The organism is Aeromonas sp. s3 (assembly GCF_040907805.1).
GTDB classification, from domain to species: domain Bacteria; phylum Pseudomonadota; class Gammaproteobacteria; order Enterobacterales; family Aeromonadaceae; genus Aeromonas; species Aeromonas dhakensis.
The window spans coordinates 60,239-87,029 of record NZ_JBFOCQ010000008.1 but is presented as its reverse complement, the minus strand read 5'-3'; the positions used below and the strand labels follow the sequence as shown (position 1 = coordinate 87,029).

The 26,791-nt window shown below is 60.9% G+C and carries 18 protein-coding genes and 2 pseudogenes; all 20 read left to right on the top strand.

Annotated features, from left to right (window positions below; all coding sequences use genetic code 11):
• Positions 1 to 108: pseudogene (locus tag AB5Y98_RS04735) on the top strand (type VI secretion system tube protein Hcp); the annotation flags it as partial.
• A 263-nt stretch (positions 109 to 371) separates the two neighbouring features.
• Positions 372 to 2,603, top strand: a complete 2,232-nt coding sequence (gene vgrG / locus AB5Y98_RS04730; protein ID WP_368231429.1) for a type VI secretion system effector VgrG — start codon at positions 372 to 374, stop codon at positions 2,601 to 2,603.
• 1 nt (position 2,604) lies between these two features.
• Positions 2,605 to 3,924 (top strand): annotated as a pseudogene (locus tag AB5Y98_RS04725) (type VI secretion system polymorphic nuclease effector).
• 9 nt (positions 3,925 to 3,933) lie between these two features.
• A complete protein-coding gene (locus AB5Y98_RS04720) occupies positions 3,934 to 4,923 on the top strand; it encodes a PoNe immunity protein domain-containing protein (RefSeq protein WP_368231428.1) in 990 nt (329 codons plus the stop codon).
• Positions 4,924 to 5,046: 123 nt separating this feature from the next.
• On the top strand, positions 5,047 to 5,592 hold the full coding sequence (locus tag AB5Y98_RS04715) for a hypothetical protein (RefSeq protein ID WP_368231427.1): 546 nt from the start codon (positions 5,047 to 5,049) through the stop codon (positions 5,590 to 5,592).
• Between the two features lie 139 nt (positions 5,593 to 5,731).
• Positions 5,732 to 7,102 carry a tetratricopeptide repeat protein gene (locus tag AB5Y98_RS04710; protein ID WP_368231431.1) on the top strand — a complete coding sequence of 457 codons (1,371 nt, stop codon included), beginning with the start codon at positions 5,732 to 5,734 and terminating at the stop codon, positions 7,100 to 7,102.
• A gap of 691 nt (positions 7,103 to 7,793) precedes the next feature.
• The gene (tssB, locus tag AB5Y98_RS04705; protein ID WP_005299975.1) at positions 7,794 to 8,297 is read left to right on the top strand and encodes a type VI secretion system contractile sheath small subunit; all 504 of its coding nucleotides are present in this window, start codon (positions 7,794 to 7,796) and stop codon (positions 8,295 to 8,297) included.
• A gap of 38 nt (positions 8,298 to 8,335) precedes the next feature.
• Positions 8,336 to 9,814, top strand: a complete 1,479-nt coding sequence (tssC, locus tag AB5Y98_RS04700; RefSeq protein ID WP_005299978.1) for a type VI secretion system contractile sheath large subunit — start codon at positions 8,336 to 8,338, stop codon at positions 9,812 to 9,814.
• A 6-nt stretch (positions 9,815 to 9,820) separates the two neighbouring features.
• Positions 9,821 to 10,252, top strand: a complete 432-nt coding sequence (tssE, locus tag AB5Y98_RS04695; RefSeq protein WP_368231426.1) for a type VI secretion system baseplate subunit TssE — start codon at positions 9,821 to 9,823, stop codon at positions 10,250 to 10,252.
• A gap of 3 nt (positions 10,253 to 10,255) precedes the next feature.
• Positions 10,256 to 12,022 carry a type VI secretion system baseplate subunit TssF gene (gene tssF, locus AB5Y98_RS04690; RefSeq protein WP_019840944.1) on the top strand — a complete coding sequence of 589 codons (1,767 nt, stop codon included), beginning with the start codon at positions 10,256 to 10,258 and terminating at the stop codon, positions 12,020 to 12,022.
• A complete protein-coding gene (gene tssG / locus AB5Y98_RS04685; protein ID WP_124250516.1) occupies positions 11,986 to 12,984 on the top strand; it encodes a type VI secretion system baseplate subunit TssG in 999 nt (332 codons plus the stop codon). Before tssF ends, tssG begins: the two co-directional genes overlap by 37 nt.
• Positions 12,985 to 13,040: 56 nt before the next feature.
• Positions 13,041 to 14,321 carry a type VI secretion system-associated FHA domain protein TagH gene (tagH, locus tag AB5Y98_RS04680; RefSeq protein ID WP_368231425.1) on the top strand — a complete coding sequence of 427 codons (1,281 nt, stop codon included), beginning with the start codon at positions 13,041 to 13,043 and terminating at the stop codon, positions 14,319 to 14,321.
• A complete protein-coding gene (tssJ, locus tag AB5Y98_RS04675; protein ID WP_005299990.1) occupies positions 14,321 to 14,836 on the top strand; it encodes a type VI secretion system lipoprotein TssJ in 516 nt (171 codons plus the stop codon). Before tagH ends, tssJ begins: the two co-directional genes overlap by 1 nt.
• A 2-nt stretch (positions 14,837 to 14,838) precedes the next feature.
• Positions 14,839 to 16,173 carry a type VI secretion system baseplate subunit TssK gene (gene tssK, locus AB5Y98_RS04670; protein WP_017764290.1) on the top strand — a complete coding sequence of 445 codons (1,335 nt, stop codon included), beginning with the start codon at positions 14,839 to 14,841 and terminating at the stop codon, positions 16,171 to 16,173.
• A gap of 22 nt (positions 16,174 to 16,195) precedes the next feature.
• Positions 16,196 to 16,975, top strand: a complete 780-nt coding sequence (gene icmH / locus AB5Y98_RS04665; protein WP_017764291.1) for a type IVB secretion system protein IcmH/DotU — start codon at positions 16,196 to 16,198, stop codon at positions 16,973 to 16,975.
• Between the two features lie 20 nt (positions 16,976 to 16,995).
• A complete protein-coding gene (gene tssH / locus AB5Y98_RS04660) occupies positions 16,996 to 19,638 on the top strand; it encodes a type VI secretion system ATPase TssH (protein WP_368231424.1) in 2,643 nt (880 codons plus the stop codon).
• A gap of 2 nt (positions 19,639 to 19,640) precedes the next feature.
• Positions 19,641 to 21,179 (top strand): sigma-54-dependent transcriptional regulator VasH, encoded by a 1,539-nt coding sequence (gene vasH, locus AB5Y98_RS04655; RefSeq protein ID WP_368231423.1) that lies wholly within the window; start codon positions 19,641 to 19,643, stop codon positions 21,177 to 21,179.
• A complete protein-coding gene (gene vasI / locus AB5Y98_RS04650) occupies positions 21,179 to 21,784 on the top strand; it encodes a type VI secretion system-associated protein VasI (protein ID WP_124250511.1) in 606 nt (201 codons plus the stop codon). Before vasH ends, vasI begins: the two co-directional genes overlap by 1 nt.
• Positions 21,785 to 21,792: 8 nt before the next feature.
• Positions 21,793 to 23,232, top strand: coding sequence for a type VI secretion system protein TssA (gene tssA, locus AB5Y98_RS04645; RefSeq protein ID WP_124250510.1), 1,440 nt, complete (start codon positions 21,793 to 21,795; stop codon positions 23,230 to 23,232).
• Between the two features lie 41 nt (positions 23,233 to 23,273).
• Positions 23,274 to 26,759: a type VI secretion system membrane subunit TssM gene (gene tssM / locus AB5Y98_RS04640; RefSeq protein ID WP_368231422.1), complete on the top strand. Its 3,486-nt coding sequence runs from the start codon at positions 23,274 to 23,276 to the stop codon at positions 26,757 to 26,759.
• Positions 26,760 to 26,791: the final 32 nt, after the last annotated feature.

The following is a 26,791-nucleotide window of genomic DNA, read 5'->3' as shown; positions in this document are numbered from 1 at the left end:
TTCACCCAGCTGATCCAGGTCTCCATGGCCTATCGCAAGATCGATTGGGAGCACACCGTTGCCGGTACCTCCGGTGCGGACGACTGGCGCGCGCCGATCGAAGCGTAATTCTCAGTCAAAGGGCACTGCTTGCGGTGCCCTTTTGCCGTTTCTGGCATTTCCCGCTCCGTTTCAATACACGCGTTTTTTCTTTTGCCCGTTTGCCTGAGGTGAGGGGGCACAAGAAAAAATCCGAGTTTACGTCTTGCCGCACGCCGTCAAGGGCGTGCGGTAGCCATGGTGTCAGAAAAACCGGGGCGAAGGCGGATCTCTCACACGGCTTGAAGTGCCCCGCCTGATGGGGCTGCACGATATCTCAGGGGCGAGCAACGATGGCAGACAGCACAGGATTACAATTTACCGTCAAGGTGGGGGCCCTGCCCGAGAGCACCTTCGTGGTGGCCGAGTTTGCGCTTGATGAAGCGCTCAACCGGCCGTTCAACCTGCGCCTGGAGCTGGCGAGTGCCCAGCCCGACATCGACGTTGGCGCCGTGCTGGACCAGCCGTGCGAGCTGCTGGTGTGGTACAACGGCGAGCGGCAGCGCCGGGTGTGCGGGGTGGCCAGTGACTTTACGCAGGGGGACAGCGGTTTTCGCCGAACCCGCTATCAGCTCATGGTACAGCCGGCCCTGTGGCGGCTGTCACTTCGCCAGAACTCCCGCATCTTCCAGGCGCAGAAGCCCGATGAAATCCTCAGTATCCTCTTGCAAGAACACGGCATCACCGACTATGCGTTTGCGCTGAAAAACGAGCATGCCAAGCGGGAATATTGTGTTCAGTACCGCGAGTCCGACCTCGATTTCGTGAACCGGCTCGCCGCCGAAGAGGGGATGTTCTACTTCCACGAGTTTGAAGCGGGCAAGCACCGCATCGTGTTTGCCGACGATACGGCGGCATTGACTCAAGGCCCCGAGCTCTTCTTCAACCTCGGCAACCGCTCGCTCGAGCAGGGGCCCTATGTCCGCCAGTTCCATTACCGGGAGGCGGTACGCCCCTCGGACGTTGAGCTCAAGGACTACAGCTTCAAGACCCCGGCCTACGGTCTCTCCCACAAGAAGGTGGGCGTAGAGCTCGAGCATCAACGGGATACCTACCAGCACTTCGACTATCCGGGTCGCTACAAGCAGGATGGCAGCGGCAAGGCCTTTGCCCAGCACAGGCTCGATGCGCTGCGCAACGATGCGGTGGCGGGCCAGGCTAAGTCCAACTGCGCCGCCTTGCAGCCGGGGCAGACGTTTTCCCTCACCGAACACCCCAACGGCAGCCTCAACACCGATTGGCAAATTGTGCGCATCCAGCACACCGGCTTGCAGCCGCAGGCGCTGGAAGAGGAGGGGGGCAGCGGCCCGACCGTCTATCACAACGAATTTGGGGTGGTGAAAGCCAGCACTACTTGGCGGGCACGCATCGGCAGCCCGGAGGCTCCTCACAAGCCGATGGTGGATGGCCCGCAAATCGCCATGGTGGTGGGGCCCGAAGGGGAGGAGATTTACTGCGACGAGCACGGCCGGGTGAAGCTGCAGTTCCCGTGGGACAGATATGGTAGCTCCAATGACCAGAGCTCCTGCTGGGTGCGGGTCTCCCAGGACTGGGCGGGCGGTCAGTATGGCATGATGGCCATCCCGCGCATCGGCCACGAAGTCATCGTGAGTTTTTTGGAAGGGGACCCGGATCAGCCCATCGTCACCGGTCGCACCTATCACGCCACCAACCGCCCGCCCTACGAGCTGCCTGCCAACAAGACCCGCACCGTGCTGCGCACCGAGACCCATCAGGGGGAGGGCTTCAACGAGCTGCGCTTTGAAGACCAGGCGGGGCAGGAAGAGATTTATATCCACGGTCAGAAAGACCTGAATGTACTTATCGAGAATGATGCGGCGTGGCATATCAAACACGACGAGCATCGTGACATCGACAACGAGCGGGTGACTCGTGTCAGAAAGGTGCCGGGTGAGGAGGGGGCTCCGCCCAGTCTTGGCAACGATCATCTGACCGTTGAAGGAGAGAGGCGGGATCATATCAAGGCTGACTACTCGCTGACGGTGGATACCTCCATGCATCAAAAACTGGGTGACAGCTGGCTCACCCAGGCGGGGCAGGAGGTGCACGTCAAGGCCGGTGCCAAGGTGGTGCTGGAAGCAGGTTCTGAAATTACCGTCAAGGTCGACGGCTGTTTTATCAAGGTCGATGGCGGGGGGGTCACCCTGGTGGGGCCCACCATCAAGATGAACTCGGGTGGCAATGCAGGCTCTGGATCCGGTTGGGCTGGCAAGGTACCCAAGAGTATTGAGGGTATGTTGGATAGCCCTCACACGCACTGGATGAAGTTCTATCACCTCGACTCCGAGCTGATGCCGCTGGCGGGCACTCCCTACAAGGCCGTATTGAGCGATGGTTCGGTGCGGGAAGGCACGCTGGATGGTGATGGCATGGCGCTGCTCGAGGATGTGCCTGCTGGCACCGCTTCAGTGACCTATGACCTGCAGGACAATTTTGTCGATCTGCCCCGTGAATCCATCTCGGCCCTCACCGGCCATCTCGACAGTCTGAGCGACGAGGGCTGATATGTTCGGTAACGATCTGTTTGAGCAGCTCTATGACCACCTGGATCAGGCTGTTTCCGGTGGGGCTGCCTATGTCAAACAAAGTGCTGAGGCCGTCAAAAAAGGGGTTGCCTCCAGCTTGCAGTGGATCTGGTAGGCCCTGCAGGGGGATTTCAACCCCAATCAAAGCGCAGGACAGATCGCCGCCAATGCGGTGCTGGGTCTCATTCCCGTAGTTGACCAGGTGCTGGATTGTCGCGATCTGATTGCCAATGCTCGGGATATTTCCCGTGATCCCAAGCAGCCGAATAAGTGGGTTTTCTTAAGCTTTACCCTGATAGGGCTGATCCCGTCGCTGGGTTCAGCCCTCAAGGGGGTGTTGAAAATCATCTTCCTGTTTGTCCGCAAGGCGGGTGGGGATGCCACCAAGGCGATCAGACCTGCAATGGCGCCCGTGCTGACGTTTCTCAGTGATCCCAAGGTCAAGAAAGTGCTGGGTATCTCGCGCCTCGACAAAGTGCTAAAAGAATTTGCCGGTCAGATCCGTGGGTTGAGGGGACAGATTGCGGTCAGTGTGTTGCTGGGTTATCTGAACGATGCCGTCAAGTCGCTGACCAGCTTGATCTGCAAGATAAAGGGATTGGCTCCTGCTTCAGTCAGGATCTGGCTTGAGCAATCCCAGCGTTTGGTGTTGCAGATGCAGTCACAGGCCGGTCAGATGCTGCCTGTCGCCATGGGGCCCGTGCTCAAGTCCCTCGATGAGATAGCCGCTGGATTGGAGAAAGAGGCGGTCAAGCATGCCCCTGGTTACAAGGCCATGCCCGGTGGTACCGTTATCCACCCGCTGCCGGATGATGTGGTCAAAGTGGAGCTCAAGATCCTGAGCCGCTCGAAGAAAGGGATTTATGGCGAGATCATCAGCGACAATTGGATGGCAAATCACAAGTTCGAGAACCTGTTGCCAGAACATCGCCGGGTACGTAGCCTGAATGACAAGCCCAGAGGGCGGGGCATCGATGGTATCTACAAGAACACCAATCCTCCGCCTCCCTACGTGGTGACCGAGACCAAGTTTCGGACGGCAGGGGGGGAGTATATCGACGAGGATGGCACCAAGAGCACCCAGTTGTTGTCGATGACCAAGGGGTCGGGCAAGCAGATGAGCAATTTGTGGATAGAAAGGCGATTACCGGATGAAATAGCAGATAAAAAGCTATTGGCGGATATCAGAAAACAAAAATATGAATCTTGGTTGATGATCGTCGATGAGTCTGGTGAGGTGATTCAGATCACCAAGTTGAATAAGAATGCCGATGCTATCGGTACTATCCCGGTCAAGTAGGAGTAGAGAATGAGTTCGTTTATTGAGCAGCGTCGAGATCCACTATTATCTGAGGATTTCTTCTTGGTTCAGCTAGAAGACTACAAAGAATCGCTCTATTTTGACCAGGAGTGGTGGAGTTGGATAAATGATCCTCACCATGAACGCTGGAGTGACCCAGCAGGATTGCCTACTCGCTCTGGTGCCAGTGCGGGCATGTTTATGGATAATCTTGAACATCTGATCTTGCTTTATTCTGGCGGAGTCTCTCATGAAGAGGTTATTGCTCAGCTAGGCGTCGTCACTAAAGAGTTTTTACGCCATAAAAAAGAGTTTCCAGATGAACAGTTTTATTACTGGGAGCAAGATGCTTATCAATATCTGCTCTGGATGCTCTCATTAAGCATCCTCTATGGCCAGGATGAGATATTGCCCGAGTTGGTGCGTTATATCAGTAAGAATCCGGAAGGGGACGACGACCCGCTGTGGAGCGTACTGTTGGCCCGCTTGGGTTATCTTGGCTTCCCTCGAGGTCCAGAATCCTATATTCCAGAGGTGTACCGCCCGCTATTTGATGCCATCAAGGGAGATGATGTGAATCCCACCAAGGTTGAGCGTCAGGCGAGCATCAAGCAATATCTCAAAGGATGGTACAAGGGGTGTAAAGAGTGCTATTGGCACGACAGGCACAAGGCAAAGCATGCCATCTACTTTGGCTATTGGGCTTTTGAAGCGGCGCTGGTCACCCTGCTTTATGAGCTGGATGACAGCAGCTATCGAGACATGCGCTATTACCCCAAGGATCTGGTCGATTATGCCAGAGCCAATGGTATTGCAGAGAAATGGCAGGCATTGCGAGTAGCCCAACATCCTATTGCCATGCCGGGTTCCGTGGTGGAGCAGGATGGCAACTGGCGCTGCAACCTGACCGATGAGCAGTGGCAGCTTCGCAAAGGGCAGCGCTTACCTTCCCAAACCCATGTCAACAAGGATGACATGTTGTTCTGGGTACAGGAGTAGTCCGCAGTGTATCGATCATGCATTGTCTGCGTGATCGATACATCGCGAACCGAACATCGTTTTGGTGCTGCCGTGGTATTGCTTGGCCCCTTTGGCTCTGTATGAAACAATCGGGAAAGAAAGGTGAAGGCGATAAAAAAACTATTTCTGCTCCTATCCGTCATTATCTTGTCACCCCTGTTGATTCCCATGGTCTATGTCGAAAGACGAAGAAAGAAATGGCTTCTATCAATTTTACTATCTCCTCTGCCTGAAGAGATCAGAGTCGGCAGATTGAACGCGCTGATGAATACCCATACCGATGAGCTACAGGGTGGCATTGTGTCAGCACTTGTTGAATTCAACTCTGATGAACATTGGGTGTGTCTCAATATTGACTGGCGAGACGTCGAGGAAGTTGAGTTGCAGGGCAACGCATTGGCGGATATTCACGGTATCAAGGAACATTTTATTTGCTCCGAACCGGGTGAGGATACATCGGTTTGGCGCCTGTTGGTGCTTTATGACTTATGGCTGCAAGCGCGAGGATATGCAGTCGTGCTTTGGGATATAGATGCAGATCAATATACAGGGTTTATTTGTCGAACGGATGTTCTCGATAAACTGTTAAACGAGGGGCGCAAGCTGGGTTTGGCTATGGTCAAGCTGGAACATGTGAACGAACAATAGCGCCTTGTATCAACCGAAAAAGCCCTATACCGGTATTTATTGAAACAGAGCCAACGTGAAATAGTAAATACAGAAAGTAGTTAGAAAATGTCATGTATGCAGTTCTCCCACCCATCTTAATTAGTCGCAGATATCAATGATGACATACCGCACATTATGCTTGGTGCTGGCGAGCCATTGGCTGGCCGCTTGTACAACCACGACGTCACAGACGGAATCCGAACTCTTGCAAGCCGCACAACAAGGGCAGGGCAAGGCCCAATATGAATTGGCCAATCGTTTGGTGGCCAAGCCCGATTACCCGCAGGCGATGCGCTGGATGAAGCAGGTGGTCGAGCAATCCGGTCCGTTGGCGGCTGATGCCGGACTGCGGGGAAAGGCAGCCCTGCAAGTAGGGAGTTGGTATCAGGCAGGGTTGGGGGAACCAAAGAACCCCATGCTGGCCACGCAATGGTGGCAAAAATCAGCCAAGTTGGGCAATGCCGAAGCCAGCTATCAGTTGGGTCAGGATTGCCGGCAACGGCACAAGGACAAGCTGGTCAGTGAGTGCCTCGACTGGTTCGAGCAGGCTGCCAAGCGCGATCATGCGAATGCCCAGTTGGTTCTGGGGCAGTGGTATGCAGGCCAGGCTGGGGCCGATGAAGATGCCGTCAAGTGGCTGGAGAAGGCCGCAGAGCAGGGTAATCGCGATGCTCAATATCAGCTTGGTGCTCGCTATGAGCAAGGGAAGGGGGTGAGCAAGCGCTCCGATCTTGCTTTGCACTGGTATGAGAAAGCAGCCGCGCAGCAACAGCCGGATGCCTTGTTGGTGCTGGCCCGCAAGGCGCCTTCTGAAGAGGCATCCAGCCTTTATCAGCGAGCCGCCAATGCGGGCTCTACACCGGCCCAGTTGTGGCTGGGGCAAGCCTATCTGGTCGGCAAACAGGTTCACCAGGATCTTGCGCTTGGCCGCTATTGGCTGGAGCTGGCCGCGGGCAGTGGTTCCCACGAGGCAGAATATCAATTGAGCCTGCAACAGAGCGATAGCGTCGCGCGAGAACATTGGTTGACACGTGCCGCAGAAGGGGGATTCAGCGAAGCTCAGCTGGCATTGGCGCAATGGCAGCAAGAGCAAGGAGATCTCGTCACAGCACGCCAGTATTTTGCTTTGGCAGCAGCACAGGGCAACGTCGATGCTCACTATGCCTATGGCGAGATGCTACGGCTGGGATTGGGCGGCAAGGAAGACTACCCGCAGGCGCTTAAAGAGTATCGACAGGCCGCCAATGCTCAGCACCGATCTGCTCAATACCGCATGGGTATGATGCGAGAGCAGGGGTTGGGAGCTCCACGCAATAGACTGCATGCCTATGCATGGTATCTGCTTGCTGCCACGGATGGAAACAGTGAGGCTTCTGAAGCACGTGACGAGCTTGAAAAAGGTATGACTGAAAAAGAGAAGAGCGCAGGGCAAAAACTGGCTCTGCATTGGTTTGTAGCGCTTGCCAAAGGGAAGAAATTGAACAGTTAGTCTGTTTCTTGTCAACAATGATGAGATTTACAATCTACCTGAACGGTCGATGATCCAGAGTGCTTGATATAAGCCGCCTTATCCTGGTGATATCGTCGTGCATATTATGTTCTCCAGTCCCTTCATTGTTTTGCATGATGAAGGGATTTTTCGTTCTTGAGCGGTAATTTTTTGTTACATATCCATGTCTGGTTACGACAATCATTGTCGCATTGGGCCGTGGTGAAATGCATGAATCACTAACGCTCAAAGTGAATGACTCTGGAATATGTTTTTCTGAGAGCGTGGAGGATATGGGGTGTATTTTAAAACATCACGCAAAGGCATTGTGATTTTGCATTAACTTGTTGTTTTTGCTTTTCTTTTTTCTTTTTGCTCTTCTTCGTTGAGAAATAATCAATTGACTATCTGTGCTACACGCATATACCATGCGGCGCAAATGGCTCTAGGGCCAATATGACCTCTAACAAAGAGTAGAGGCAAAATCGGATTGTATAGATAACAAGATGCATACTGCGTTTTTGATTATTAGAGCTTTTGCTTTTGTATATCGGAGACGCATCGTCAGCTGATGAACTACTCACTTAATCCGTCAGTGAGTTCAGTCAACTGTCATTTTTGACAGTTGTTGGTATGTGCATTGGCTATAAGCTTTAGGGTCTTTGTTGACCTTTAACTTGGTATTTAGAGCATGGGAAAAGGAATTGACGGCGGCACTGTTGCGCCCAAAGAACGTATCAACATCAAATATGTACCGGCAACCGGTGGTCAGCAGGCGGAAATAGAGCTTCCGTTGACCATGATGGTGGTCGGCAATATGAAGGGTCGTACCGAAGACACTCCGATCGAGGAGCGTCAGACCGTCTCCATCGACAAGAATAACTTCTCGTCTGTCATGAAAGAATCCGCGCTGGAACTGAAGTTTTCCGTTCCCAATCGTCTGGAAGAGAATAGCCAGGATGAGCTGCCGGTTTCGATCAAGATCCAGTCTCTGGAAGACTTCACCCCTGACAGCGTGGCACAGCAAGTGCCCGAGCTGCGCAAGCTGTTGGAACTGCGTGAGGCCTTGGTTGCCCTGAAGGGACCGCTGGGTAATATCCCTGCCTTCCGCAATCGTTTGCAGGATCTGCTGTCCAGTGATGATGCTCGTGAGCAGCTGCTCAAGGAGCTGGATTTGATTAAGCCTGCCGAGTGATCGCCGGGTTGGATTGACTGAACGAGAAAGGAACAAACATGTCTTTGGTCGAAGAACAGGTTCAAGCGGGGGCGAGTGCAGCCTCCTCGTCCTTGCTGGACGAAATCATGGCGCAGGCTCGTATCACCCCGGTGGACGAGGGTTACAGCGTTGCCAAGCAGGGGGTTGCAGCCCTGATCGCCAACATCCTGGACAGCGGTACTACCAGTGAGCCGGTTAACAAGGCGCTGGTCGACAGCATGATTGTCGAGCTCGACAAGAAGCTGAGCAAGCAGATGGACGTCATCCTGCATGCCAAGGAGCTGCAGGAGATGGAGTCCTCCTGGCGCTCCCTCAAGCTTTTGGTGGATCGCACCGATTTTCGCGAGAACATCAAAATCCAGGTGCTGCATGCCACCAAGGAAGAGCTGCTGGAAGATTTTGAGTTCTCACCCGAAATCACCCAGTCCGGTCTCTACAAGCATGTCTACTCGACTGGCTACGGTCAGTTCGGTGGTCAGCCCGTCGGCGCAGTGATCGGTGACTACGCTTTTACCCACAGCTCCCCCGACATCAAGCTGATGCAGTATGTCAGCGCGGTGGGCGCCATGGCCCATGCGCCGTTCATCTCTTCCGTCGCACCCGCTTTCTTCGGTGTCGACAGCTTTACCGATCTGCCTTCCATCAAGGATCTGAAATCGGTTTTCGAAGGCCCGGCCTACACCAAGTGGCGTTCCCTGCGTGAATCGGAAGATGCCCGTTATCTGGGGCTGACCGCACCGCGCTTCCTGGCGCGTCTGCCCTACGACCCGACCGAGAACCCCATCAAGGGCTTCAACTATCAGGAAGATATCAGCTCGGATCACGACCACTATCTGTGGGGCAACACCGCCTATCTGATGGGCACCTCCCTGACCGACAGTTTCGCCAAGTATCGCTGGTGCCCGAACATCATAGGCCCGCAGAGTGGTGGTGCCATCCACGATCTGCCGGTACACGTCTATGAAGCCATGGGCCAGCTGCAGGCGAAGATCCCGACCGAGGTGCTCATCACCGATCGTCGTGAATACGAGCTGTCGGAAGAGGGCTTCATCACCCTGACCATGCGTAAAGACAGCGACAACGCCGCCTTCTTCTCCGCCAACTCGGTGCAAAAACCCAAGGTGTTCCCGAACACCAAGGAAGGGAAAGAAGCGGAAACCAACTACAAGCTGGGAACCCAGCTGCCCTACATGTTCATCATCAACCGCCTGGCGCACTACATCAAAGTGCTGCAGCGCGAGCAGATCGGCTCCTGGAAGGAGCGTCAGGATCTGGAACGCGAGCTGAATGGCTGGATCAAGCAGTACGTTGCCGATCAGGAGAACCCGCCGGCAGACGTACGTAGCCGCCGTCCGCTGCGCGCTGCCCAGATCAAGGTGCTGGATGTGGAAGGGGAGCCGGGCTGGTACCAGGTTGCCATGGCCGTGCGCCCGCACTTCAAGTACATGGGGGCGAGCTTCGAGCTCTCTCTGGTAGGTCGACTGGACAAGGAATAAGGCACGATGCCGCATCTCTCTTCCTGGGATAGAGGAAATGCGGCCAGCCTGTTTGATCGCATCCGGGGGGAGGGGCTTGGCTCCTCCCCTCGTTCGGAAGTTGATGAACTGGTCGAGTCTGTCAAACGGCAGCTCGACCAGATCCTCAACACCCGTCCCGGCAATTGCCGCAGTGCACCCGATCTGGGGGTCATTGATCTCAATGACGCGACCCAGGGCAGTGCGGATATCAAGGGGCGGATCCGGGAAGCGATCCGGCAATGCATCCGCCGTTATGAACCGCGGATCATCCATGTGGATGTTCGTTCACCGGACTATCAGGCGAGCCCGCTTGAGATGTCGTTTCAGGTGACGGCCCACGTGCGGCTGGAGCATATCGAGCAAGTTACCTCGTTCAACGTCCATATGGACAGTCATCGTCACTACCGCATGGTCTGATCAATGTCGCTGGAACATTACTTCAGGGATGAACTGGCATTTTTGCGCCTGCAAGGGCGCGAATTTGCAGATAGCCATCCCGAGCTCACCCGCTTTCTGTCGGAGCAAAATAGCGATCCGGACGTGGAGCGCCTGCTGGAGGGATTCGCCTTCCTCACGGGCAACCTGCGCGCCAAGATTGAGGATGAGTTTCCCGAGCTGACCCACGGTCTGCTCAACATGCTCTGGCCCAACTACCTGCGTCCCGTGCCCAGCATGACCATCATGCAGTTTTCGGTCATTCCGGGGGCCATCGCCCAGCCGGCGCTGGTCAGGCAAGGCTGCCAGCTCGACAGCCTGCCCATGGACGAGGTGACCTGCCATTTCCAGACCTGTCACGATACCTGGGTCTATCCGGCCGATATCCGTCATATTGCCGCCCAGAGCGGCAACGATCTCTCCACCATCTCGCTGGATATCGCCCTGCATGCCCCTCTGCCGCTCAGCGAGTTGCAGCTGGACAAGCTGCGCTTCTTCCTCGGTGGCGACAGCTACACCGCCTATGAGCTCTACTTCTGGCTCTCCAACCAGCTCTCCCATATCGAGCTCGAGATCGACGGCAAGCGCTTTCGTCAGGAGGCCAAGGCCCTCAAACCGGTCGGCTTCGAGCGCGGTGATGCGCTCTTGCCCTATCCGAACAACGTCTATTCCGGCTACCGGATCCTGCAGGAGTATTTCTGCTTCCCGGAAAGCTTCCTCTTCTTCGAACTCGCCGGTGGCGACTGGCCCAAACAGCCGCTGCCGGTGAGCGAATTCAAGGTGCACTTCTGCTTCGACCGGCCGCTGCCGGCAGAGCTCAAGATCCGTCCCGACTCCTTCATGCTCAACTGCGTGCCGGCCATCAACCTGTTCCAGCACGACAGCGAGCCGGTCAATCTGAATGGCCGCCAGGCGGAGTACCCCCTCAAGGCGAGCTATCGCCACGCCGACAGCTTCGAGATCTTCTCGGTGGATCAGGTGGAAGGCTGGGTCGAGGGGAACCTCGGTCGCTCCCGCGGCACGCCGCGCATCTATCAGCCGTTCGAGAGCTTCCAGCACCAGATTGAGCGGGCCAAGCAGCGGCTGGCGCTCTACTACCGGGTGCGGGTCAAGGAGGCGGTGAGCGGGGATGGTTTCGAGCACAGTCTCTCGTTCGTGCGCGGGGATGAAACCACCACGGTCGAACTGGATGAATCCATCTCGGTGACGCTCACCTGCACCAACCGCTCCCGCGCCGCCCGCCTCAAGGTGGGCAGCGTCTGCGTACCGACCGGCAGTTCGCCCTCGTTTGCCACCTTCCGCAACCTGATCCGACCGACCCGGCCGTTGCGCCCGGCGCTGGACGGCAGTCTGCACTGGACGCTGATCTCCAACCTCTCCCTCAACTATGTCTCCTTGTTGCGCCGCGATGCCCTAGTGCAGGTGCTGCGCACCTACGATTTTCCGGCGCTGCACGACAAGCAGGCAGAGCAGGCCTCGCGCAAGCGGCTGGCGGGGATCGAGGAGATCGAGACCAAGCCGGTGGACCGGCTGGTGCGCGGCATGCCGGTGCGGGGGCTCAAGTCGGTGCTCTCCATCCGCCAGTCCGCCTTTGGCAGCGAAGGGGAGCTCTATCTGTTCAGCACCGTGCTGGCCCACTTCTTCTCGCTGTATGCCAGCGTCAACGCCTTCCACCTGCTTGAGGTGGTCAATCTCGACAACAAGGAGCGCTATCAGTGGCCAGTCCAGATCGGTCAGCACTCCCTGATGTGACGTCCGGCAAGGACGCGCCCCGCTTCAACTTCTTCCAGCTGGTTGAGCTGCTCAACCGGCTGGATGGTGCCGATCAGGAGCGAGGGCTCGACTACCTGCCCGGTGACGAGAACATCCGCTTCAAGGCGACCGCCTCCCTGGGGTTCCCTACCAGCGACGTGTTGCAGATTGGCCGGGACGGACAGGGCCGCCACGAGCTGGAGGTGGCCTTTCTCGGCCTGCACGGCAGCCAGTCGCCGATGCCCGGCTATTACCTCGATTCGCTGGCGTGGGAGTACGCCCAGGGGGAGCAGAAGCTCGGCCTGTTCCTGGACTTCTTCCATCACCGCCTGCTGACCCTGCTGCACCGGATCTGGCGCAAGTATCGCTACCACGTCCGGTTTCAGGACAACGGCGAGGATGGTTTCTCCCGCCTGATGTTTGCCCTGGTAGGGCTTGGCAACGAGGCGGTCTGCCAGAGCCTGCCGGTCAACCGGGCCAAGATGCTCTCCTATGCGGGCATGCTGGCGAGCCCCAGCCGCTCCCCCGAGGTGGTGGCTGGTCTGGTGGCCCACTGTTTCGATCTGGCGGACGTGGAGGTGAGCGCCTGGCAGTGGCGCAAGGTGCCTATTCATCAGGATCAGCAGAACCGCCTCGGCGGGGCTGGCTCCACCCTGGGGGATGACTTTGTTATCGGCGACAAGGTGAACGACTGTGCCGGCAAGTTCTTGTTGAAGATCAACAACCTGAGTTTTGGCCAGTTTCTCGGGTTTCTGCCGAACGGGGAGCACTTCCACGCCCTGGTGACCTTCGTCTCCTTCATCCTGCGCGATCAGCTGGCCTGGGATCTGCGGCTGGGTTTCGGCCAGGAGCAGGCGAAGGGACTGAGACTCGGTGAGGAGCAGAGTGCCCGTCTGGGGTGGAGTACCTTTCTCGGTCAGCCGCCAAGAGATCCGTTTGTGACCATTTGTGTACAGGAATAAGTGCAGAAATAAGCTGCGCGGAACATTTAAGTACAGAGATCAGTGCAGGAGTAACCGTGGACGATTTTAACCAGCAACTTTCCCTGGTGGTGCTCAACAGCGAACAGCTCGACGGCAGCCAGCAGGTGCAGTACCGCTTCGACGAGATGGGGGGGACCCTGGGCGCCTCCGAGCAGGATGACTGGCAGCTGCGGGACAGGTTGGGGGCCGTGCTGCCCGCCCACGCCCGCATCGAGCTCAACGATGGCCGCTTCTGCCTGTGCGATCTGAGCGGCCAGACCTACATCAATGGCGCCACCTCACCCATCGGGCGGGCCCGCAAGGTGCATCTGGAACAGGGGGACGAGCTCATCGTCGGCCCATTCCGGCTGCGTACCTACCTGGGGGCCATTACCCCGGAGCAGAGCCTGCAGCAGGTGCTGGGCAATCGTGCCACCGAGCAGCTCGACGAGTGGCTGACCGGTGATGAGCCCGCCGCCCGGGCCGATGATCCGCGTACCCTGGCGGCCGATCCCCTGCTGGCACTGCAACAGGAGCGCCGGACCCCCAATTCGTTGATGGATGGCTTGCCAACAGCTGGCGTGCCGACGGATGGCCCGCTGGCGGATAGTCGCCTGCAGGCTTCACCGCGTTCACAGCCGGATGTGGACGTTCCCCCCCTTGCCCCCTTTTCTGCTGTCGAGAACACCATGAACCAAGAATTTCTGGATATGCCCAGCATCGAGAACCACCCCGATTATCAGCTGTCGCTGGACGGCGTCGATCACGTGGCCCTGACCCCGCTGATGCGCGGCCTGGGTCAGCCCTTACAACTGCAGGACACCCAGCAGGCCCACGACATGCTCGAAGAGATGGGCAAGACGGTGCGGGCCATGGTGGAGGGGTTGCTGCAGTTGCAAACCGAACAGGCGGCGCTGGCGGACAAGCACCTGCGCCCCATCGAGGACAATCCGCTGCGCCTGGGCCTTGACTATGACGAGACCCTGGCGGTGCTGTTTGCCGAGCAGAAGAGCCCAGTCCACCTGAGTGCGCCGGCGGCGGTGGCCGAGAGCCTACACAATGTGCGCATCCACCACGTGGCAAACCAGCAGGCCATCGGTGCGGCGCTGGACAGCATTCTGCAAGCCTTCTCGCCCGAGGCGCTGATCGGCCGGTTCGAACAATACCGCCGCAGTGGCGCGTCGGGCATGGCCGATGAAGGTTGGGCCTGGAACATGTACCAGCACTACTACCGCGAGCTCACCTCCGCCCGCCAGCAGGGGTTCGACAAGCTGTTCCACCAGGTGTATGCCCAGGCCTATGACCAGGCCGTGCGTCAGCAACAGGGACTGATTTGATGATACGTGCGCTGATGCTGGGCGCCGCGCTGCTGGCCCTGGCTGGCTGTACCACCATGGGCAAGATGGCCGACGTCGCCATGAACCCGGATATCCAGGTGGGCAGCAATGACAGTCAACCCTCCACCCTGGGACTGAGCCTGCTGGCGGAGCCTGATGTCAACCCCAACGAGAGCGGGGAGGCGGCACCTATAGAGTTTCAGGTGGTGCTGCTGGCCGAGGATTCCAAGCTGCTTGCCACCGACTACGACCAGGTGACGGCAGATGTCGAGAAGGCCCTTGGCAAGAACTACCTCGACCATCAGGACTACACCCTGCTGCCGGGCCAGTTCAAATACCTGCCCCCCGTCAAGCTCGACGAGAAGACCCGTTACATCGGCGTGATCGCACGCTACGCCGACCCGGACAGCGCCGAGTGGCGCAAGGTCATCAAGATCAAGAGCAAGGGCGCGGCTTATCAAATCCTGGTGCACTTGCGCCTGGATGAAGTGGAACTGCAAAAAGAAGAAGAATAACCATGTCGAGTCGAAATCGGGTTATCTGGCGTGAGGGGCTGTTCATCAAGCCCCAGCACTTCCAGCAACAACAAAGGCATTCGGATTACGCGCTGCACGCTCGCCTGAGCGCGCTGTCCGACTATTTCTACGGCTTGCAGTCGCTCGCCATCAACGAGGATTACCTCGGCTTTGGCCGCATCGCCCTGGTGGGAGCTACCGGCATACTGCCGGACGGAACCGTGTTCAACATCCCCAACGACGACATGCTGCCGACCCCGCTGGAGATCACCGACGCCTCGGTGGCCAACCAGAAGGTCTATCTGGCGCTGCCGCTCTCGGTGAGTGGCGTCAACGAGGTGGGGCAGGGCGGCCAGGTGGCCACCCGGCTGCAGGCCCATCGCCACGATGTGCGCGATCTGCACAGCGAAGGGGGGGACGTGGTCTCCCTCGAAGTGGGGCGGGTCAGCCTGCGGCTGATGCTGGAGCGCGAAGATCGCAGCGCCTACGCGTCGCTCGCCATTGCCCGCATTCTGGACAAGCGTCCGGACGGCGGTCTGGTGCTGGATCCCAACTTCATGCCCTGCAGTATCAGCGTCTCCGCCATCCCGACCCTCAAGCGCTTCCTCGGCGAGTCGGCCGGCCTCGTGGCCGAGCGGGCCCGCAGCCTCTCCCAGCGCATCGCGGCGCCCGGTCAGCAAGGGGTGGCCGACGTGGCCGAGTTCATGATGTTGCAGCTCCTGAACCGGGCTCAGCCCCAGCTCTCCCATCTGGCGCGCCTGGGCACCCTGCACCCGGAGCGGCTGCACGAGTCGCTGGTGCAGCTCTGTGGCGAACTGATGACTTTCACTGACGAGTCCCGCCTGCCGCCAGAGTTTCCCGCCTATCGTCACGACGATCAGCAGGTGAGCTTCGAGCCGGTGATGCTGGCACTGCGCCAGGCGCTCAGTACAGTGCTGTCGCCGCGCGCCGTCTCCATCCAGCTGCGCAAGCACCAGTACGGCATCATGGTGGCCATGGTCAACGAGAGCGAGCTGATGAAAAGCGCCGACTTCGTGCTGGCGGTGCGCGCCCGCATGCCGCAGGAGCAGTTGCGCAAGCAGCTGCTGCAGCAGACCAAGGTGGCCTCCAGCGACAAGATCCGCGAGCTCATCAGCCTGCAACTGCCGGGCATCCCGCTGCTGCCGCTGCCGGTGGCGCCGCGCCAGCTGCCCTATCACGCCGGTTACAGCTACTTCCAGCTCGATCGGCAGAGCCCGGCCTGGCAGATGCTGGCGGTCAGCAACACCCTCGCCTTCCACATTGCCGGCGACTTCCCCGAGCTCGACATGCAGCTCTGGGCCATTCGCAGCCAGTGATCGCACCAAGGAATAAGCAGAGATGACCACGGACATTATCAAGAACGAGCAACTCAGCGACCTGCTGTTCGATCACGCCGAGCAGCTGGACATGGATTCGGACTACTGGTTCCGCCTGCGCGGCCAGAGCATCAACCCGATGATCGACGCGGTGACCCCCTTGCTGGGGCTGGTGCAGCGGGTGCGCCTGCTGTCGCGCTATGACCAGGTGCCCGAGCTCTACCAGCGGGTGGTGACCGAGATCCAGGCCATCGAACAGGAGCTGATGGCCCAGGGTTACGAGAACGGGGTGGTGCTGTCGTTTCGCTACATCCTTTGCACCTTCATCGACGAGGCCGTGATGGGGCGCGACTGGGGCAGCCAGAGCGAGTGGTCCCAGCACTCCCTGCTGGCCCGCTTCCACAACGAGACCTGGGGCGGCGAGAAGGTGTTCGTGTTGCTGGCCCGCCTGCAGGAAGACCCGGTGCGCTACCGCGACATTCTGGAGTTCATCTACCTGTGCCTCTGCCTCGGTTTCGAGGGGCGCTACAAGGTGATGAGCCAGGGGCGGGAAGAGTTCGAACGCATCGTGCGCCAGCTGCACAAGCAGTTGGCCCCCGAGGCTGGTGGCGAGGCGCCCAGCGTGTTTCACCTCGATCTGGGGCAGCAGGCCTCCCGCTATCAGCTGCGCAAGCAGGTTTCCCTGCGCAGCCTGTTCATGGGCGGGGCGCTGATCCTGGCACTGATCTTCGGCCTCTATCACCACCAACTCAATAACCAGACCCAGGACGTTCTGCGTCAACTGGGCGAATTATTAAAATAAAATACTAAGGAGAGCACGCCTTGATTCGTATAGAGCTACCGGTACTGGTGGAAAGACTCAACCCCATCTGCCGTCACATGCTGGAGGAGGCTGCGGCCCTCTGTGTCAATCACCAGGGAGCCGAGATCCGCATCGAGCACCTGCTGCTCAAGATGCTGGAGACCCCGCTGAGCGACGTGCGCCAGATCCTGAAGGTGGCCGAGGTCGACGTTGAAGAGCTGAAGGCCCTGCTGCAACCCTCGCCGGCTGACAATGGTTATGGCCAGGGTTACCCCTCCTTTTCGCCCATGCTGGTGGAGTGGCTGCAAGACAGCTGGCTGCTCGCCTCCGCCGAGTTGCAACATGCCCAGCTGCGCAGCGGTGTCATGCTGCTGGTGCTGCTGATGACCCCGCAGCGTTACCTGCCGGGCTCGGTGACCCGCCTGCTCGCCAAGGTCAATCGCGAGCTGCTGCGCCAGCAGTTTGACGAGTGGGTCAAGGAGTCCGCCGAGACGCAAGTGACCACTACCCCCGGCGGCAAGACAGCCCAGGCCGCGCTGCCGGCCGATGCCAGCCTGCTGGCCCGTTTTACCGTCAACGTGACCGAACAGGCCCGTCAGGGCAGCCTGGATCCCGTGCTCTGCCGGGATCACGAAATCGACCTGATGATCGACATCCTCTCTCGTCGTCGCAAGAACAACCCCATAGTCGTGGGGGAGGCCGGTGTCGGCAAGAGCGCCCTCATCGAGGGGCTGGCCCTGCGCATGGTGGCGGGTCAGGTGCCCGAAAAGCTGCGCGGGGTCGAGCTGATGACGCTGGATCTTGGCGCCATGCAGGCCGGCGCCTCGGTCAAGGGGGAGTTCGAGAAACGCTTCAAGGGGGTGATGCAGGAGGTCAAGGACGCCGTGCAACCTGTCATCCTGTTCATCGACGAGGCGCACACCCTGATCGGGGCCGGCAACCAGGCTGGCGGGCTGGATGTTTCCAACCTCATCAAGCCGGCGCTGGCCCGGGGCGAGCTGCGCACCATCGCCGCCACCACCTGGGGCGAGTACAAGAAATACGTGGAAAAAGACGCGGCCCTGTCGCGCCGCTTCCAGCTGGTGAAGGTCGGTGAGCCCGATGCCGACGAGGCCACCGTGATCCTGCGCGGCCTGCGCAGCATCTACGAGAAGGCCCACGGGGTACTGATCGACGAGGAGGCACTGCAGGCGGCCGCCCAGCTCTCCGCCCGCTACATCTCCGGCCGCCAGCTGCCGGACAAGGCGATCGACGTGCTCGACACCGCCTGTGCCCGGGTGGCCATCAACCTCACCACGCCGCCACGCGCGGTCAGCCACCTGCAAAACGCGCTGCGCCAGCGCGAGCTGGAGATCCGCCAGCTGGAGCGCCAGAGCCTGATCGGCCTCGGTGACAACGCAGAGCGCCTGGCCGAACTGCAGGCGGCCCAGCAGGCTTGCCGTGAAGAGCTGGCCGAGCAGGAGGCCCGCTGGCAGCAACAGCAGGGGCTGGTGCACCAGATTGTCGAGCTGCGTGCGGCCCTGCTGGCCGATCAGCAGGATGAGATGCTGGCCAGAGAGGCGCTGGATCTCGCCGACGTGCCGCTCGATCCGCAGGCCGCTGCCGAGCAGCTGGCCACCCTCGAGCGCGAGCTGGCCGAGCTGCAGCAAGGAGAAGTGCTGGTCTCAGCTCACGTCGACAAGACCCAGATTGCTGCCGTCATCGCCGAGTGGACCGGGGTGCCCCTCAATCGCATCTCGCAAGGGGAGCTGGACGTGGTGACCCGATTGCCGGAATACCTCGGCGAGCTTATCAAGGGGCAGGATGTGGCGGTGGCCCACCTGCACAAGCACCTGCTCACCGCCCGTGCCGATCTGCGCCGTCCCGGCCGCCCGCTCGGCGCCTTCCTGCTGGTGGGGCCGAGCGGGGTCGGCAAGACCGAAACCGTGCTGCAGATTGCCGAGCTGATGTTCGGTGGCCGCCAGTATCTGACCACCATCAACATGTCCGAGTATCAGGAGAAGCACACCGTCTCCCGTCTCATCGGTTCGCCGCCCGGCTACGTCGGTTTCGGTGAGGGGGGCGTGCTGACCGAGGCGATTCGGCAGAAGCCTTACTCCGTGGTGCTGCTGGACGAGGTAGAGAAGGCCCACCCGGACGTGCTCAACCTCTTCTATCAGGCGTTCGACAAGGGCGAGCTGGCGGATGGGGAAGGGCGCATCATCGACTGCAAGAACGTGGTCTTCTTCCTCACCTCCAACCTCGGTTTCCAGACCATAGTCGATCACGCCGAGCAGCCTGACGTGCTGCTGGATGCCCTCTATCCGGAGCTCGCCGCCTTCTTCAAGCCGGCGCTGCTGGCACGGATGGAGGTGATCCCCTACCTGCCGCTCGGTCACGATACCCTGGTGCAGATCGTCGGCGGCAAGCTCAACCGGCTGGTCAAGCTGCTCAAGGAGCGCTTCGGCGCCGAGGTGGTGCTGGACGACGAGGTGGCCGAGGAGATCCTGCTGCGGGCCAATCGCAGCGAGAACGGCGCGCGGATGCTGGAATCCGTCATCGATGGTGCCCTGCTGCCGCCGGTCTCCCTGCAACTGCTGCAGCGCCTCTCGGCCGGTGAACCCATCAAGCGCGTCCACTTTTCCGTGGCCGATCACCAGTTCGTGGCCGAGGTGGGGGCTTGAGTATGGAGCAAGCCCTCGCATTTGCCCTGGCCCTCACCGCCCAGCGCGATGAGCCGCACCTGTGCCACTGGTGGAGCTCGACCCTTCATGCCAGCTTCCAGCCCAAGGGGCTGCTGCTCGGCATGCTGGATGTGAGTGGCCGTCAGCTCGAATGCAAAGGCTGGGTCAGGGGGAAGGAAGTGACGCTGGGGCTGGCGGTGGACGATTTTTCCCACCCGCTGGCCTATGTACTGCACAAGGCTCAGTCCCGCACCTGGGACTCCCTCTACGGCGGTGCCCGCATCGAGCACGCCGGTTTTCGCGCACTGCTGGCCGATCTTGGCCAGCAGTGCGGCCTGCACGCCTATCCGCTGCTGGATGGCAACGGCAAGCCGTTTGCCGTGCTGGCCCTGATGGATGAAGGGGAGGTGCTGCGGGCCTGGGCCGAGGGGCCCGAGCTGGCCCAGCTCTCCCAGGTCTTTTGCAACCAGCTCACCCTCATTCGCGATCTCGGCCGCAGCCGACGGGATCAGGGGGTACTGCGCGACTCCCTGCGCCAGATGAAGGGGGAGGGGGAGCGGCTGCGTCAGCACGAGAAGCTGCTCGGCGATCAGCTGGTCGGCCAGTCGGCGGTGATCCGCGGGCTGCGCGAGCAGATAAACCAGGCCGGCCAGCACAAGCTGACCGTGCTGATCCAGGGTGAGACCGGCAGCGGCAAGGAGGTGGTGGCACGGCTGGTGCACCAGTGCTCGGATCGCGCCAACAAGCCGTTTGTCGCCATCAACTGCGCCGCCATCCCGGAGAACCTCATCGAGAGCGAGCTGTTCGGCTACCAGAAGGGGGCCTTCTCCGGCGCCCTAGCCAACAAGACCGGGCTGGTGGCTCAGGCCAACGGCGGCACCCTGTTTCTGGACGAAGTGGGGGACATGCCCGCCGCCATGCAGGCCAAGCTGCTGCGGGTGCTGGAAACCCGCAGTTACCGGCCGCTCGGGGCCGAGCAGGAGTATCACTCCGATTTTCGCCTCATCGCCGCCACCCACCAGCCACTCACCCGTCATGTGGAGGATGGGCGGTTTCGGGCCGACCTCTACCACCGTCTCTGTCAGTGCCTGCTGCTGATCGCCCCCCTGCGCGAGCATATCGAGGATGTACCGCTCTTGTGCCAGCACTTCATGGCCCAGTTTGCCGCCCAGGATGGAAAGGTGCTCGCCGGCTTGCAGCGCAAGTTCTTGAAACAGCTGCAGACCTATGACTTCCCCGGCAACGTGCGCGAGCTGCGCAACCTGCTGGAAGTGGCCTGTGCCCATACCCGCTCCGGGGAGGAGGTGGGGCTGGAGGCGCTGCCGCCAGAGCTGCGCGAGCGGGTCTGCGTCGAGTTGCCCGGCTACATGGACGATTACAACCATATCCGCGATCTGCGCCGGGCCATGCAGCAGTACGAGGCCTCCGTCATCGAGGCGCGGCTGCGCCACTTCCACGGCAACCGGATGCTGGTGGCCGAGAGTCTCAACATTCCCAAGCGCACCCTGGATCACAAGTGCCAGAAACTGGAGGTGAACTGATGAGCGTCATCGCCCTATTGCCTCTGCTGCTGGCCACCAGTGCGGCCGAGGCACCGCTGGACATGGCGCGCTGGCAGGCCTGCCGGCAGGAGCCCTCGCCGCTGGTGCGGCTCGCCTGCTACGACGCCATCGGCAATGGAGCGGTCAGTGCCACCGAAGGGGATTCCCCCAAATCGGCGGCCTGGCAGGCCATCTGGGCCCAGGAGCAGGCCCGCACGCCAGAGAGCGCCCCCTTCCTCCTGCAAAGCGATGAGGCGCGCGGCAGTGAAACCCTGACCCGTCCGGCGCTGCGTGGGGCGACGCTCTCCATCGGCTGCGTCGACAGCATCACCCATATCCGGCTGCGGCTGGATCAGCCCTGGAGCGGCGAGAAGGTGCAGGTCGCGCTGGATGGTCAGCCGAGTGCCGGCTCCCAGAGCTGGTTTATTCGGGATCAGGGTCTGTTGCTGGAATATGGCCGCGGTCTGCCCGCCATCGAAGAGCTCAAGCGCTGGCTGGGCCATCGCGAGCTGCAGGTGCGGGCCGACAACGGTGCCCTCTTGCGGGTCGATTTGAGCGGCCTGAAAGAGGCGCTGGCACCGCTGCGTCAGCAGTGCCGTTGGTAGGGGGGAAGATGAGCTATCAACACCCCTGGTGTGCACGCCTGCTCACCAGCCTGCCGGATGAACAGATCAGAGGCGCGGTGCTGGCCGATGAGCCGCGCTGGGACTATGTGGAGACCGAGCTGGTCAAGCTGGGCTCCCTCGCTCACAGCCAGGTCGATCTCAATGCGGTGGCCGAGGCCTGCCTCGGGTTGCTGGAGAGCCGTACCAAGGACATGCGGGTGCTGGCCCAGCTGCTGCGCTGCCTGCAGCACCCGGCCAAGGCGACCCCGCTGGGGGCGGCGATCAGCCTGCTGGAGGCCTGGATCCAGGCCTACTGGCTGTTGGCCTGGCCCGGCAATGCCAGCCAGAAACAGCGGCTGATGGTGCAAATCGTCAAGCGCTTCGAAGGGGCACTGCCGCGTATTTGCGAGAGCGCTTCGGCAGCCGAGCTGGCCCAGTTGCTGGCCCAGGCCGAGCAGCTGGAGCAGGTCTGGCTGGCGCAGTGTCCCGACAAGGGGGAACTGCTCGACCCGCTGGTGATGGGACTGAAGCGGGCCCAGCGCCAGCAGGTGGCACAGGCCGAGGCCAATGCCGCCGGGCAGCCCCAGAGCAGCGGCGCGGCGGCAGCGGGCAACCCGACAGCGGCTGGGCCGAGTGCCAGCGGCGCCATGCTGCTCAGCGGTGGTGGCGGCAGTGCCGGCATCGATGTCGACAGCTCCAACGATCGCGCCTGGCGCCAGACTCAGCTCAAGGTGGCGGAGCTCCTGATCGAGCGCCAGCCGGAGGCGGCAGTGGGCTATCGGCTGCGCCGTCATGCCGTCTGGGCCGGGATCACGGCGGTTCCCATGAGCGGGGCGGGCAATAAAACCCCGCTGGCGCCCATGTCGGCGGACATGGTGGATGAGTACCGCGCCGCCATGAACGCCCCTGATCAGGGGCTCTGGCAGCGCATCGAGCAGAGCCTGACCCTGGCGCCTTACTGGTTCGAGGGGCACAGGCTCTCGGCCGAGGTGGCCCAGAAACTCGGCTTTGGAGCTGTGGCCCAGGCGATCGCCGAGGAGCTCGGGACTTTTCTGCAGCGCCTGCCGGCCCTGCGGGAGCTCGCCTTCAGCGACGGCTCGCCGTTTCTCTCCCCCGAGTGCAGCCGCTGGCTGCAACCGGCCAAGGGCGGCAGTGCCGGCAGTGGCGAAACAGGGCTGGCCGAGGAGGTCGCCCAGCGCCATGGCGAGCAGGGGGTTGCGGCGGCGCTCGCCCTGCTCGATGAGCGGATTGCGCAGTTGAAAGAGCCAAGAGATCGTTTCCACGCCTTGCTGGTGCAGGCGGAGCTGTTGGCGCAGGAAGGCATGGAGGCGCTTGCGCGCCAGCACTATCAACACTTGTGGCAAGAGGCCAGTCGCCTCGGGTTGTCGCACTGGGAGCCCGGGCTGGTCAACCGCCTGGAGAGCCTGGCGGCGCCGTTGTCGAAATGAGTGCCGAAATGAGTCATTGAGTCGGAGTTGGATCACATTTTATGTTCAAAACCATTTTTACTTTTCTGCGGCAACAGCTGCCGAAATTGAAACCCTCCTGGCCCCTGCTCGGTGCTGTGCTCTGGGTGCTCGCCCTCATCCTGGTGTGGTGGCTGGGCCCTCGTCTCGAGCTGCGCGGCGCCAAGCCGTTCGAGCCGCTGTGGGGGCGGGTGGTGTTCACCCTGCTCTGGCTCTGGCTGCTGCTGGGGGTGGTCTCCTGGCGGGTGTGGCGCAAGATGCAGCAACTCAAGGCCGAGCGTCAGCACGAACAGGTGCTGGAGCAGGACCCGGTCAAGGGGCTCATCGACAGGCAGGCGCTGTTCCTCGATCGCTGGCTGCAGGCGTTGAATACCCATCTGGGTAAGGGGGCGCTCTACGCCATGCCCTGGTATCTGGTGCTGGGCCTGCCCGGCAGCGGCAAGAGCAGCCTCATTCACCGCGCCAACCCGGCCAACAAGCTTAACCCGAGACTCGATACCGAACTGCGCGACGTGGCGCAGGATCAGCTGGTGGATTGCTGGCTGGGGGAACAGGCGGTAATGCTGGATCCGGCCGGGGTACTGCTCTCCCAGAGCGAAGCCGAGCTGGATCCGCAGGCGCGCAAACATGAGCGGCTCTGGCTGCACCTGCTTGGCTGGCTCAATGAACACCGTCGTCGCCAGCCCCTCAACGGCCTGGTGCTGACCGTGGATCTGGCCTGGCTCTCCCACGCCAGCGTGGCCGAGCGCAAGGCCTATGCCCAGCTGATGCGCTCGCGCCTGCAGGAGGTGTCGGCCACCATGAATACCCGGTTGCCGCTCTATGTCACCTTCACCAAGCTCGATCTGCTGCGCGGCTTTGACGTGATCTACCAGCAGCTCGACAAGGAGGCCCGCGAGGCCGTGCTGGGGGTGACCTTCAAGCCGGGGGCCGACTGGCAGCAGGATCTGGCCCTGTTCTGGGATCAGTGGGTGGACAACCTCAACCAGAATCTGCCCGAGCTGATGCTGAGCCGGCTCGATGCTGCCCAGCGCAACGCGCTGTTCTCGTTCGTGCGCCAGCTGGCGGGCCTCAAGGATTACGTGACCAGCCTGCTGGCCGAGACCCTGGCCATCGAGGAGAGCAAGCCGCTGCTGGTGCGCGGGGTCTATGTCAGCTCCGTCTATCAGCAAGGGGTGCCGTTCGATGCGTTTGCCCAGGCAGCCTCCCGCCGCTACAACCTGCCAGATCCCATCCACTCGGCCCTGCGCGGGGAGTCCAACACCTATTTCGTGCGCCAGCTGTTCTCCTCCATCATCTTCCCGGAGGCCCATCTGGCCGGCGAGAACCGGCTGCACACCCTCTATCGCCGGCGCCGCATGGCCATCGGCCTCAGCTGCCTGTCGCTCTTCTCGGCCGCTCTCATCGGTGGCTGGCACTACTTCTACCGGGTCAACGAGGAGGCGGGCCGCAACGTACTGACCAAGGCTCAGGCTTTCATGGAGACCAACGAGGTGGCTGATGCCCACGCCTTCGGGGTGAGCCAGCTGCCGCGCCTCAACCTCATTCGCGAGGCGACCCTCTCCTTTGGTAACTACCGCGAGCGCATGCCGCTGGTGGCCGACCTCGGCCTCTACCAGGGGGACGAAATTGGTCCCTATGTGGAGGGTTCCTACCTGCAACTGCTGAGCCTGCGCTTCCTGCCGGCCCAGATGCAGGGGTTGCTTGAGGATCTCAACCAGGCGCCTGCGGGGAGCGAGGAGAAGCTTGCCATCCTGCGGGTGATGCGGATGCTGGACGATGCCTCCGGTCGCAACAAGGAGCTGGTGGCGCAGTACATGGCGAGCCGCTGGCAGAAGGCCTTCCCGGGGCAGGGGGCGGTACAGGAGCAGCTGATGGGGCACCTGGACTATGCCCTCGATCACACCAACTGGTATGGCGCCAGGGCCGAGCGGGATCAGGCCGCCATCACCGCCTTCGTGCCCTTCAAGGAGCCGGTCTACGGTGCCCAGCGCGAGCTCGGCAAGCTGCCCATGTATCAGCGGGTCTACCAGAACCTGGTGGTGAAGGCGAACGACGTGCTGCCGCCGGATCTCAACGTGCGTGACGAGGTGGGCCCCACCTTCGACACCGTGTTTGCCCTGCGCAGCGACAACGCCGGTCAGGTGCCGCGGCTGCTCACCTGGCCCGGTTTCAACGACTTCTTCCTCAAACAAGACAAGGCCCTCATCGATCTCACCGCGATGGATGCCTGGGTGCTGGGCCAGCGCAAGCTGAGCCAGTTGAGCGAGGCGGATCGCAAGGAGATCACCCGTCAGGTCAACGACCGTTACGTCACCGATTACGTCAACCAGTGGCAAAAACTGCTGACCAATCTGGATGTGCAAACCCTGGAGAGCCCTGAGCAGGCGCTGGACGTGCTTGCCGCCATCACCGGCAACGATCAGCCGTTCCAGCGGGTGCTGGCCTCGCTGGATGACAACACCCGCATTCGCAAGATCTCCGACGTGGAAGGGGACCCGGCTCAGGCCATCAGCGCCCGCATCGGTCGTCCCTTCATGGCTACCAACGCGGCGCTCAGTGGTCGCGGCGAGCAGGGGCCGCTCATCTCCGAGGTCAATCAGAAGCTGGTGGAGCTGCAGCACTACCTGGAGCTCATCGTCAACGCCACCGAGCCGGGTCAGTCCGCCTTGAAAGCGGTGCAGCTGCGCATGACCAACAAGTACGCCGATCCGGTGTTCGCCCTGCAGCAATATGCCCGCAGCCTGCCGGCCCCGCTCGATCGCTGGGTGGGTCAGCTCTCCGAGCAGAGCTCGCGGCTGGTGATCGACCTGGCCATGTCCTCCCTCAACCAGGAGTGGCAGGACAAGGTGCTGGCGCCCTTCAACAGCCAGCTGGCCGGCCGTTATCCGTTTGATCCGAGCTCGAACAAGGATGTGCCCCTCTCCGAGATGGAGCGCTTCTTTGCGCCGGGCGGGACGCTGGACAGCTTCTATCAGGTCAACCTCAAACCCATGGTGGAGAGCGGCCTGATGGAAGGGGAGTTCAGCTCGCCCATCCAGGCCGAGCTGGTCAAGCAGCTGGACCGTGCTGCCCGCATCCGTCAGATCTTCTTCAGCCAGCAGGGCAACCTGGAGGTGCAGTTCGCCCTCGAGCCCATCGAGCTCACCGCCAACAAGCGGCGCAGCGTGCTGAACCTGGATGGCCAGTTGCTGGAATATGCCCATGGCCGCCGTACCAAGATCCCGCTGGTGTGGCCCAACACCATGCGCGACGGGGCCGAGAGCAAGATCACCCTGGTGCCGGCCGCCCGCGAGCGTTCACCGCGCAGCGAAGGCTTCGTCGGCCCCTGGGCCATGTTCCGCCTGATGGACAAGGGGGAGCTGACCCAGGTCAATGACGCCACCTTCGATGTGCGCTTCCCGGTGGATCAGGGGGCCATGACCTATCGCGTCTACACCGACAGCGCGCAAAACCCCTTCACCGGCGGTCTGTTCAGCCAGTTCAGACTGCCCGAATCCCTCTATTGATCGCGTCGGGGGCACGCTGTGCCCCCTTCCTG